Annotated in this window: 9 protein-coding genes; 8 read left to right on the top strand and 1 reads right to left on the bottom strand. The window is 61.9% G+C overall.

Going from position 1 to position 11,773, the window contains the following annotated elements:
- Position 1 precedes the first annotated feature (1 nt).
- The 7 genes from ubiH to gcvP all read left to right on the top strand — a co-directional run bounded on the left by ubiH (position 2) and on the right by gcvP (position 10,034).
- Complete coding sequence (ubiH, locus tag NA647_RS04085; protein ID WP_256056529.1) at positions 2 to 1,180, top strand: 2-octaprenyl-6-methoxyphenyl hydroxylase; 1,179 nt, start codon at positions 2 to 4, stop codon at positions 1,178 to 1,180.
- Between the two features lie 130 nt (positions 1,181 to 1,310).
- The gene (locus NA647_RS04090; RefSeq protein ID WP_256056530.1) at positions 1,311 to 2,528 is read left to right on the top strand and encodes a 2-octaprenyl-3-methyl-6-methoxy-1,4-benzoquinol hydroxylase; all 1,218 of its coding nucleotides are present in this window, start codon (positions 1,311 to 1,313) and stop codon (positions 2,526 to 2,528) included.
- 106 nt (positions 2,529 to 2,634) lie between these two features.
- Positions 2,635 to 3,636: an extracellular solute-binding protein gene (locus NA647_RS04095; RefSeq protein WP_256056531.1), complete on the top strand. Its 1,002-nt coding sequence runs from the start codon at positions 2,635 to 2,637 to the stop codon at positions 3,634 to 3,636.
- A 151-nt stretch (positions 3,637 to 3,787) separates the two neighbouring features.
- On the top strand, positions 3,788 to 5,404 hold the full coding sequence (locus tag NA647_RS04100; RefSeq protein ID WP_256056532.1) for an ABC transporter permease: 1,617 nt from the start codon (positions 3,788 to 3,790) through the stop codon (positions 5,402 to 5,404).
- Between the two features lie 139 nt (positions 5,405 to 5,543).
- Positions 5,544 to 6,626, top strand: a complete 1,083-nt coding sequence (gene gcvT, locus NA647_RS04105) for a glycine cleavage system aminomethyltransferase GcvT (RefSeq protein ID WP_256056533.1) — start codon at positions 5,544 to 5,546, stop codon at positions 6,624 to 6,626.
- Positions 6,627 to 6,707: 81 nt separating this feature from the next.
- Positions 6,708 to 7,097, top strand: a complete 390-nt coding sequence (gcvH, locus tag NA647_RS04110) for a glycine cleavage system protein GcvH (RefSeq protein WP_256047607.1) — start codon at positions 6,708 to 6,710, stop codon at positions 7,095 to 7,097.
- 60 nt (positions 7,098 to 7,157) lie between these two features.
- Positions 7,158 to 10,034 (top strand): aminomethyl-transferring glycine dehydrogenase, encoded by a 2,877-nt coding sequence (gene gcvP, locus NA647_RS04115; RefSeq protein ID WP_256056534.1) that lies wholly within the window; start codon positions 7,158 to 7,160, stop codon positions 10,032 to 10,034.
- A gap of 63 nt (positions 10,035 to 10,097) precedes the next feature.
- Here gcvP and yihA read toward each other — a convergent pair whose 3' ends face one another.
- A complete protein-coding gene (gene yihA / locus NA647_RS04120; protein ID WP_256056535.1) occupies positions 10,098 to 10,760 on the bottom strand; it encodes a ribosome biogenesis GTP-binding protein YihA/YsxC in 663 nt (220 codons plus the stop codon).
- A gap of 257 nt (positions 10,761 to 11,017) precedes the next feature.
- Between yihA and NA647_RS04125 the strand changes: the two genes are divergently transcribed.
- A complete protein-coding gene (locus tag NA647_RS04125) occupies positions 11,018 to 11,650 on the top strand; it encodes a c-type cytochrome (RefSeq protein ID WP_256056536.1) in 633 nt (210 codons plus the stop codon).
- Positions 11,651 to 11,773: the final 123 nt, after the last annotated feature.

An 11,773-nucleotide genomic window follows, 5' to 3' on the forward strand; every position in this document is an offset into this window, starting at 1 on the left:
CATGAGCGCGCTGGCGATCATTGGTGGCGGACTTGTCGGCGCCAGCTTGGCGTTGGCGCTGCAAAAAGGAGCGAAGACGCGTGGCTGGTCGATCGAGCTGATCGAGCCGTTCGAGCCGGGCAGCGAATACCAGCCGAGCTACGACGCCCGTTCCACGGCGCTGTCCTACGGCACCCGGCTGATTTATCAGCGCCTTGGCGTCTGGGAGCAGATTGCCCAGCGTGCCGAACCCATTACCCAGATCCAGGTGTCCGACCGCGGCCGTGCAGGCGCTACCCGGCTCGACGCCAAGAAAGAGCAGGTGCCGGCGCTGGGCTATGTGGTGGAGAACGCCTGGATCGGCCATTGCCTGTGGCAGGCGCTCGACGACGCGGTCGTGGTTCGCCGCTGTCCGGCCGAGGTCGACCGCATGCAGCCGGTGGAAGATGGTTTTCGCCTCAGTCTGACCGATGGCAAGCAGCTCGGCTGCGATCTGGCGGTGCTGGCCGATGGCGGCCGTTCGGCGTTGCGCGAACAGCTCGGTATTGCGATCAAGCGGACCCCTTATGGCCAGACCGCGCTGATCGCCAACGTGACGCCGGGCAAACCTCACGGCGGACAGGCGTTTGAGCGCTTCACTGATGAAGGCCCGATGGCACTGTTGCCGCTGCAGGACAATCGCTGCGCGCTGGTCTGGACGCGCCCGGAACAGGACGCGGCACGCCTGGTCGCGCTCCCCGAAGCGGAATTCATTGGCGAATTGCAGCAGGCGTTCGGCTATCGCCTGGGCGGCTTTCAGCAGGTTGGAGCGCGGCATCTCTACCCACTGGAATTGATCGAGGCCGAAGAGCAGGTTCGCTCCAGTTTGGTCGTATTAGGTAACGCGGCTCACAGCTTGCACCCGATCGCCGGCCAAGGTTACAACCTGTCGCTGCGGGACACCGAGGCGTTGGCCGCCGCGTTGTTAGGCGGTTCGGGGCGGCCCGGTGAACTGGCCGTGCTGCAGGCATACCACCGAAGGCAGCGTTCGGATCAATGGCTTACCGTGGGTTTTTCCGATCGGGTGACCCAGCTGTTCGGTGATTCGGGGGGCTTGTCAGTTGCCGGACGAAATCTTGGTCTGCTGGGGCTGGATCTTTTGCCACCGGCCAAGACCTGGTTTGCACGACAGGCCATGGGATTGGGCGTCCGCGAACGCTGAGCATTGGCGAAAGCCGTCAGCGCCGGCAGGGCAACCCTTCTGAATAAGCCGCAGCGATGCGCGTGCGAACCGGCAAGCAGACCCACTAGACATGCCGCAAGCCACAGGCTCGGCGCGCAGGAGAGCAATAATGCAAGCGGACATCATCATTGTTGGTGCCGGGATGGTCGGCAGCACCCTGGCGCTGGCGCTGCAAGACGCCGGTCTTACCATCAAGCTGGTCGACGCCGGTCCGCTGGACGTTCAGCCGTTCACGCCAACCGATCCCTTCGAGCCGCGTGTCAGCGCGCTGTCCGCCGCCAGCCAGCGGATTCTCGAACGCGTCGGTGCCTGGCCCGGGATTGTCGAACGCCGCGTCAGCCCCTACCGCGACATGCATGTCTGGGATGGCTCCGGTACGGGTCAGATCCACTTTTCTGCGGCGTCCGTGCATGCCGAGGTGCTCGGCCACATCGTCGAGAATCGCGTGGTCCAGTATGCGTTGCTGGATGCGCTGAGCGGCTGTGATTCGGTCGAACTCGTTTCCGCGCGGCTAGAGCAGCTGCGTCAGACCGAAAGCGGCTGGAACCTGACCTTCGATGATGGGCAGCAACTCAGCGCCGGCCTTGTGATTGCGGCCGATGGCGCCAATTCCGCAGTTCGCCGCCTGGCTGGCTGTGAAACCCGGGAATGGGATTACCTGCATCATGCCATCGTGACCAGCGTGCGCTGTGCCGAGCCGAACCAGCAGACCGCCTGGCAGCGCTTCACCGACGATGGCCCGCTGGCATTCCTGCCACTGCAGCGTGAAGGCGATGAGCATTGGTGCTCGATCGTCTGGTCGGTCACCGACGGCGAGGCGCAGCGCCTGATGGCGCTGGATGATGAAGGGTTCCGCCAGGCGCTCGGTCGGGCTTTCGAATACCGCCTGGGCGAAGTGTTGGAAGTCGATCCACGGTTGTGTATTCCGCTGCGTCAGCGGCACGCCAAGCGCTATGCACAGCCTGGTCTGGCATTGATCGGCGATGCCGCGCACACCATCCATCCGCTGGCGGGGCAGGGCGTGAATCTCGGCTTGCTCGATGCAGCGGTGCTGGCGGAGGTCCTGCTCGCGGCCATCGAACGCGGAGCGCCGCTGGGCGACCCGCGCGTGCTGGCCCGTTTCGAGCGGCGCCGGAAGCCGCACAACTTGAGCATGATGGCGGCGATGGAGGGCTTCGAGCGACTTTTTCAGGCCGACAATCTGCCGCTGCGCTGGTTACGCAACGCCGGGTTGAAAGGCATTCAGGCGCTTCCTGAAGCCAAGGCCATATTCGTGCGTCAGGCCCTGGGCCTGAGCGGTGACCTGCCGGACCTGGCGCGATTGTGATCGACGACTCGCCTTGATCCAGGTGACTGCGCGAATTGTCGCGTTGAGAAAGTAAATGACATTCACTACTATTTGGCCTCTTTCACGGATACAAGAGGCATGACCCATGCAGGCAAGCAAAGGTTTACTCGCCGCTCTGACGCTCACCGCGCTGTCAGGCGCTGTGCAAGCTGCCGATGAAGTAGTGGTTTACTCCTCCCGGATCGACGAGCTGATCAAGCCGGTTTTCGATGCGTACACGGCGAAAACAGGCGTCAACGTCAAATTCATCACCGACAAGGAAGCTCCGCTGATGGCCCGCATCAAGGCCGAAGGCGAGAACACTCCGGCAGATCTGCTGCTGACGGTGGACGGCGGCAACCTGTGGCAGGCCGAAGAAATGGGCATCCTGCAACCGTTCGATTCACAGGTGATCAAGGACAACATCCCGGCCCAGTACCGTTCCTCCAGCGATGCGTGGACCGGCTTGTCGCTGCGTGCACGGACCATCGTCTATTCCCCGGAGCGGGTCGAAGAAGGCGAACTGACCACCTACGAAGCGCTGGCGGACGAGCGCTGGGAAGGCCGTTTGTGCCTGCGTACCAGCAAGAAGGTCTACAACCAGTCGTTGACGGCCACCCTGATCGAAACCCACGGTGCCGCGAAGACCGAAGAGATCATCAAGGCTTGGGTGAATAATCTCGCAACCGACGTCTTTGCCGATGACAATGCCGTGATCCAGGCGGTCGACGCGGGGCAGTGCGATGTGGGTATCGTCAATACCTACTATTACGGCCGCTTGCATGCGCAGGACCCGGACCTGAAAGCCAAGCTGTTCTGGCCGAACCAGGAAGACCGCGGTGTTCATGTCAATCTTTCCGGCATCGGGCTGACCAAGCACGCGCCCAACCCGCAAGCGGCGCAAAAGCTGGTCGAGTGGATGACGACGCCCGAGGCACAGAGCATCTTTGCCGGCACCAATATGGAATTTCCCGCCAACCCAAATGTGGAGCCGTCGGCGGAAGTCGCCGCATGGGGCGATTTCAAGGCGGACACCATTCCGGTCGAAGTCGCTGGCAAGCGTCAGGCTGAAGCCATAATGCTGATGGATCGCGCGGGCTGGAGGTAAAAGCAGCCATAAGCTTGAAGCTTGAATAAAAGCAAAAGCCTAGCGGGCAGCGAAGCCGCTGGAAGCTTGCTTCCAGCTTCCAGCTTCCAGTACCGATATACTCGACGCCCCCGCTTGCCGGGGGCGTTGTTTATCTGCTTCCGAGGTCTGCGTGTCCCACCCCGTCGAGCGCCGTTGGTATCCCATTTCCTTTGCAGTCGCGTCACTGGTGCTGTTGCCGCTGAGCGTTCTGCTGTTCAGCTGGGGCGATATCGACACCAGTATCTGGTCGCACCTCTGGGAGACCCAGATACCACGGCTGTTGAGCAATACGTTGACGCTGGTACTGGGCGTCGGGATTGGGGTGACGGTTCTCGGAGTCAGTCTGGCCTGGCTGACGTCGTTGTGCGAATTCCCGGGCCGGCGCTGGCTGGATTGGGCGCTGATGCTGCCTTTCGCGATTCCCGCCTACGTGCTGGCATTCGTTTTCATCGGCTTGCTGGATTTCTCCGGCCCGGTGCAGACGCTGGCCCGCGAATGGCTCGGCACCGGGGTGCGCTTCCCTCGTGTTCGTTCCACGGGTGGCGTGATCATCGTGCTGGTGCTGGTGTTCTACCCTTACGTCTACCTGCTCGCCCGGTCGGCATTTCTCGCCCAGGGCAAAGGATTGATGGAGGCGGCGCGGGTGCTCGGGCAGTCGCCGTGGAAGGCGTTCTGGAGTGTCGCGCTGCCCATGGCGCGACCGGCGATCGGGGCTGGACTGGCTTTGGCGCTGATGGAGACGCTGGCCGATTTCGGCGCTGTTGCAGTGTTCAATTTCGATACCTTCACCACCGCCATCTACAAGACCTGGTATGGCTTTTTCAGCCTCACCAGCGCGACTCAGCTGGCCAGCCTTTTGTTGTTGGCGGTGATGCTGGTGCTCTATGGCGAACGCCGCGCGCGCGGCGCAGCGCGGCCGGCCAACGACCGGGCGCGGTCTGCCGTGCTGTATCGTCTTCGCGGTTTCAAGGCCTTTGCAGCCTGCGCCTGGTGTGGCCTGGTGTTCCTCTGCGCGTTCGTCATTCCGGTGCTGCAATTGCTGGTCTGGCTCTGGCAGCGCGGGCGTTTCGACTTCGATGAGCGTTATGGCGCGCTGATTCTGCACACGCTCTACCTCGGCGCGTTGGCTGCGTTGATCACTGTCGCGGTGGCGCTGCTGCTGGCTTTCGCTCGGCGCCAGGCGCCGGTGCGCACGGTTAAAGCAGCGGTTGGCCTGGCCAATCTCGGCTATGCGCTGCCGGGCTCGGTGCTGGCCGTTTCGATCATGCTCGCGTTCAGCTATCTGGACCGTGAGTTGGTCATTCCGCTATCCGCTTGGCTCGGCGGTGCTGGAAAACCGATACTGCTGGGCAGTCTCGGTGCCTTGCTGCTGGCCTATCTGATTCGCTTCATGGCAGTGGCGTTCGGGCCGCTGGAAAGCGCGCTGGCACGGATTCGACCTTCGCTGCCGCAGGCATCGCGCAGTCTCGGTGTGGGTGGGGCGGGGCTGTTTTTCCGGGTTTACCTGCCGTTGTTGCTGCCCGGCACGCTGAGTGCCGCGTTGCTCGTGTTCGTCGACGTGCTGAAAGAAATGCCGGCTACGCTGTTGATGCGGCCGTTCGGCTGGGACACGCTGTCGGTAAGGATCTTCGAGATGACCAGCGAGGGTGAATGGGCGCGTGCCGCGCTGCCGGCATTGACGCTGGTGTTGGTCGGGCTGCTGCCGGTCATCCTGCTGATTCGCCGTTCGGCCCGCCGGATCGGCTGAGTTCGCTCCATCGCCTCACCGTGACCTGTCCCAACCTTGAAGCTACAATGCGCCATCCAAAAAATCGTCGGGCTTGTCTGCTCGGCTCTAATGAGCTTCACCCACGCCGCTTCGGCGACCTGCCCGGAAGGAGAAACCCATGGGTCAGCGTACTCCCCTCTACGATCAGCACCTCGCACTTGGCGCCAAGATGGTTGATTTTGGCGGCTGGGACATGCCGCTGCATTACGGCTCCCAAGTGGAAGAACATCATCAGGTGCGGCGTGATTGTGGAGTGTTCGACGTCTCCCATATGACGGTCGTCGATGTCGCTGGTACTGACGCCAAGGCCTATCTCCAACACCTGCTGGCCAACGATGTGAGCCGCCTGGAGCAGGTGGGCAAAGCGCTTTATACGGCGATGCTCAATGAGCGCGGCGGGGTGATCGACGATCTGATTGTCTACCTCACCGATTGGGGCTATCGCCTGGTCGTCAACGCCAGCACTCGCGACAAGGATTTGGCCTGGATGCAGGCGCAGGCCGAAGGCTATTCGGTCGAAGTGAGCGAGCGCCCGGAGCTGGCAATGCTGGCTATTCAGGGGCCGAATGCGCGGGCCAAGACAGCCGAACTGGTCAGTCAACCTCGCGCTGCGCTGATCAACGAACTCAAGCCATTCCAGGGGCGGGCCGTCGGTGACTGGTTCATCGGTCGCACCGGCTATACCGGCGAGGACGGCCTGGAAATCATCCTGCCGGCCGAACAGGCTCCGGACTTTCTAAGTGAGCTGGTCGGAGCCGGCATTTCACCGATTGGCCTGGGCGCGCGTGACACGCTGCGTCTGGAGGCCGGGCTCAATCTCTACGGTCAGGACATGAACGAGGATGTCTCGCCGCTGCAGGCCAACATGGGCTGGACCGTAGCCTGGGAACCAGCCGAGCGCGATTTCATCGGGCGCGCAGCGCTGGAGGCGCAGAAGTCCCAGAGCGACCTGCAGAAGCTGGTGGGACTGGTGCTCGAAGAGCGCGGCGTGCTGCGTGCGCACCAGACCGTACGGGTCAATGGCCTTGGCGAAGGCGAGATTACCAGTGGCAGTTTTTCGCCTACGCTTGGCAAAGCCATCGCGCTGGCGCGCGTCCCTGCCGCAGCTGGTGACCGCGCCGAGGTGGAAATTCGCGGTAAATGGTATCCGGTGCGCGTGGTGCAGCCGACTTTCGTGCGTCACGGCAAAGTACTGGTGTAAATTCGGCCGACTGCTTCATTGCAGCGGGCCGTTAGAACCTGCTTCGTGCCCGCAAACCGACAGTTTCTCGAGGAGATAAGAATGAGCGACATCCCCAGCGATCTGCGTTACGCCGCCAGCCACGAGTGGGCCCGCCATGAAGCCGACGGCAGTGTGACTGTCGGAATCTCCGATCACGCCCAGGAAGCGCTGGGCGACGTTGTGTTTGTGGAATTGCCGGAAGTCGGCCAGCAGCTCGCAGCCGGACAGCAGGCGGGCGTGGTGGAGTCGGTGAAAGCCGCTTCCGATATCTACGCTCCGGTTTCCGGGGAAGTGGTGGCCGTCAATGACCAGCTCACCGACTCGCCCGAAATGGTCAACAGCGAACCCTATGGCAGCTGGTTCTTCAGGCTCAAGCCGAACGATGCCGCAGAGCTGGACAAGTTGCTCGATGCAGAGGGCTACAAGGCCTCCTGCGACGCTGACGCTTAAGCGTTCCCTATCACGAAGCCCCGCTATGTCGGGGCTTTCCTTTTTTCGAGAGTAGCTGTCATGTCGCAAATGCCGCGCCTTTCCCAACTCCAGCAACCTGACGCCTTCCTGCGTCGTCATCTCGGTCCCGATGCGGCTGAACAACAGGCCATGCTCGACTTGCTCGGGCTGTCCAGTCGTGAGCAGTTGATCGAACAGACGGTGCCGCCGGCGATTCGCCTGAAGGATGAACTGGCGCTGCCGCCGGCGCTGGATGAACAGGGCGCGCTGGCACGGCTACGTAGCTATGCTGAAAAGAACGAGCTCTGGACCAGCCTGATCGGCATGGGCTACCACGGCACGATCACGCCGCCAGTCATTTTGCGCAACGTGTTGGAAAATCCGGGCTGGTACACCGCCTACACGCCTTATCAGCCGGAGATCGCCCAGGGCCGCCTGGAGGCGCTGCTGAATTTCCAGCAACTGACGATCGACCTGACCGGGCTGGACCTGGCCAATGCGTCGCTGCTCGACGAGGCCACCGCAGCGGCCGAGGCGATGAACCTGGCGCGGCGCATGGCAAAGAGCAAGAGCAACCGCTTCTTTGTCGACGAGAACTGCCATCCGCAAACGCTATCGGTCATGCAGACCCGTGCCGAGGCGTTCGGCTTCGAGCTGGTAATTGGCACGATCGAGGAGATTGACGGACAGGATCTGTTCGGCGGGCTGCTGCAGTATCCGGACACCCACGGCGAGATTCGCGATCTGCGACCGGCCATCGAGCAGCTGCACGCCAAGCAAGCGCTGGCCTGCGTCGCAGCCGACCTGCTCAGCTTGCTGCTGTTGACCCCGCCGGGTGAGCTTGGCGCCGACGTGGTGCTCGGTTCGACTCAGCGCTTCGGTGTGCCGATGGGCTATGGCGGCCCGCATGCGGCCTACTTCGCCACGCGTGATGCGTTCAAGCGGGCGATGCCGGGGCGGATTATCGGTGTGTCCAAGGATTCGCGCGGCAACACGGCGCTGCGCATGGCGTTGCAGACGCGTGAGCAGCACATTCGGCGCGAAAAGGCGAACTCCAACATCTGTACCGCGCAAGTGCTGCTCGCCAATATCGCCAGCTGCTACGCCGTGTATCACGGGCCCGAGGGGCTCAAGCGTATCGCCCAGCGTACCCATCGGCTAACCTCGATCCTGGCCAGTGCGCTGGAGCGAAACGGCATCAAGCGCGTCAATCAGTATTTCTTCGATACGCTAACTCTGGAAGTCGGCGGCGCGCAGACGGCGATTCTCGAAAGCGCGCGAGCGGCACGGGTCAACCTGCGCATTCTTGGGCGTGGCAAGCTCGGCGTCAGTCTTGACGAGACCTGCAGCGAGGCGACAGTACAGCAGTTGCTCGATGTCTTTCTGGGTGCCGATCACGGGCTGGAAATCGCCATGCTGGATGAGAGTGACATCCCCAGCGGCATCCCTTCCGAGTTGCAGCGCAGCAGCGCCTACCTGACGCACCCGGTCTTCAATACCCATCACAGCGAAACAGAGATGCTGCGCTACCTCAAGCAGCTGGAGAACAAGGATCTGGCGCTGAACCAGGCGATGATCCCGCTCGGTTCCTGCACCATGAAACTCAACGCTACCAGCGAGATGATCCCCATCACCTGGCCCGAGTTCGCCAACTTGCACCCCTTCGCGCCACGCGAGCAGGCGCAGGGCTACAAGTTGATGATCGAGGAGCTGGAAGCCTGGCTTTGCGCGATCACCGGCTTCGATGCAATCTCGATGCAACCGAACTCCGGTGCCCAGGGTGAGTACGCCGGGCTGGTGGCGATCCGCAAATACCACGAGAGTCGCGGTGAAGGTCAGCGCGATATCTGTCTGATCCCGTCCTCCGCTCACGGCACTAACCCGGCGTCGGCGCAGATGGTCAGCATGCGCGTCGTCATTGTCGAGTGCGACAAGGCGGGCAACGTCGACCTGGAAGATCTCAAGCGCAAGGCTGCCGAGGCGGGTGACAAGCTCTCTTGCCTGATGATCACTTATCCGTCGACCCACGGCGTTTACGAGGAGGGCGTTCGCGAGATCTGCGAGGCGATTCATGCCCAGGGCGGCCAGGTCTACATGGACGGCGCCAACCTCAACGCCCAGGTCGGGCTGGCGCGGCCAGCGGACATTGGTGCCGACGTTTCGCACATGAACCTGCACAAAACCTTCTGCATTCCTCATGGTGGCGGTGGCCCGGGCATGGGCCCGATCGGCATCAAGGCGCATCTGCTGCCTTTCGTTTCCAACCATCCGGTGATCGAACTGCAAGGGCCGAATCCGGAAAATGGCGCGGTCAGTGCGGCGCCATGGGGCAGCGCGAGCATTTTGCCGATCAGCTGGATGTACATCGCGATGATGGGGCCGCAGCTGCGCGATGCCACGGAAATAGCGATTCTCAGTGCGAACTATCTGGCGGTACGTCTCGACGAGGCGTTCCCGGTGCTTTACAGCGGCCGCAACGGGCGTGTGGCGCATGAGTGCATCATCGATCTGCGCCCGTTGAAGGCGCAAACCGGCATCACCGAAGAAGATGTCGCCAAGCGCCTCATCGACTACGGCTTCCACGCGCCGACCATGTCCTTCCCCGTGCCCGGCACCTTGATGATCGAGCCTACGGAGAGCGAATCGAAGGTGGAGCTGGATCGCTTCGTCGAAGCGATGCTGAGCATTCGTGCCGAAATCGCCAAGGTCGAGAGCGGTGACTGGCCGGCCGAGGACAATCCGCTGGTACATGCGCCGCACACCCTGGCAGATGTGACCGGCGTTTGGGATCGTCCCTACAGCATCGCCGAGGGCGTGACGCCGAGTGCGCATTCTCAGGCGCATAAGTATTGGCCGGCGGTGAATAGGGTCGACAATGTCTTTGGCGATCGCAACCTGTTTTGCGCGTGCGTGCCGGTGGATGACTACCGCGAGTAGCGGTGAGTGGCTGCCCGCTCTGGATCGATTCCAGGGCGGGCGGCATTGCATCGGATAAAGGGGTCAGTGTTGTGACGATTGTTCGCCGTGAGTCTCGTCACTGTCCTCGCCGATCATCCCCAGCAGCTGCGCCAGCACCAGCTGTGCCTCTTCCACGCCCTGACGTTTCGGCGCTGAGAAAAGCTGCACGCTGACGCCGTCTCCCCAACCCTTGCGAATGTCTCGCTGGATTGCCAGCAGGGCGTTCTTCGCCGCACCGAAGGCTAGCTTGTCTGACTTGGTCAGCAGGATATGCAGTGGCATGTCGCTGGCGGTGGACCAGTCGAGCATCATTCGGTCGAACTCGGTCAGTGGATGGCGGATATCCATCATCAGAAACACGCCAGCGAGACTCTCGCGACTGCTCAGATAGGCTTCCAGGTGGCGCTGCCAGTGCTGCTTCAATGGTATCGGCACCTTGGCGTAGCCATAGCCGGGAAGATCGACCAGTCGGCGGTCGTCATCGAGACGGAAAAAATTGAGCAGCTGGGTGCGACCCGGCGTCTTCGATGTACGGGCAAGGCTGGCGTGGGTGAGGGTGTTCAGCGCACTGGACTTACCCGCATTCGACCGGCCGGCGAATGCGACTTCAAGGCCCTCGTCAGCCGGGCATTGATCGACCTTGGCGGCGCTGGTCATGAACGTGGCTTGCTGGCAGAGGCCGAGAATCGGGTTTTTTGGGAGCATGGGCTTTCCGGTGAGCGCGCAGGGTGCGGCAATGGTTCATTTCCGTTTCAGGGCCGCCAGTATATAATGCCGCAGATTTTGTGTGCGCTTTGGTCTTGAAAGAGCCGGTACAACGGCTTGCCGGCTGCGGCGGGAGCTATCGCTAACGTGTTCGACGCGAGACCAGATGCCACCCTCAAAACGAGCATGCCATGGCTCATTAGCTGGCCTGCCGAATAAGACTTCTTTTAAACCCTTAGCCGTAGTTGGATGAGCTGATGAACAAAGTACTCGTGAGTCTGCTGTTGACCCTTGGCATCACCGGTATCGCCCACGCGGCTGGAAATGCCGAAGCCGGTCAGGAAAAGATTGCCGTCTGTGGTGCCTGCCACGGCGCTGATGGCAACAGTCCCGCACCGAACTTCCCCAAACTGGCAGGCCAGGGCGAGAGTTATCTGTTCAAGCAGCTACAGGACATCAAGGCCGGCAGCACCCCGGGCGCCCCTGAAGGTGTTGGACGCAAGGTGCTGGAGATGACCGGCATGCTCGATCCTTACAACGAACAGGATCTTGCTGATATCGCAGCCTATTTCGCTAGTCAGAAGATGACCGTTGGTATGGCCGATCCGGCGCTGGTCGAGCAAGGTGAACAACTGTTCCGCGGTGGCAAATTGGACCTGGGCATGCCGGCCTGCACTGGCTGTCACGCGCCGAACGGCGTCGGTAACGACCTGGCGGGCTTCCCGCAGCTGGGTGGTCAGCATGCTGCCTACACGGCCAAGCAGCTTACTGATTTCCGCGAAGGCAATCGCACCAATGACGGTGACACCATGATTATGCGGACCATCGCCGCCAAGCTGAGCAACAAGGATATCGAAGCGCTGTCGAGCTACATCCAGGGTCTGCACTGATAACTTCGGCGCAACCTATACGGGGCGTTCAGGTGAGAGCCTGAGCGCCCTTTTTGTTTTGCACCGCTACAATGATTGTCAAGATATTGAAAAGCGGCGAAAAGCGCTGGCGAGCACGAATGA

Origin of the sequence: Stutzerimonas stutzeri (genome assembly GCF_024448985.1) — a bacterium.
Taxonomy (GTDB): Bacteria; Pseudomonadota; Gammaproteobacteria; order Pseudomonadales; family Pseudomonadaceae; genus Stutzerimonas; species Stutzerimonas stutzeri_AP.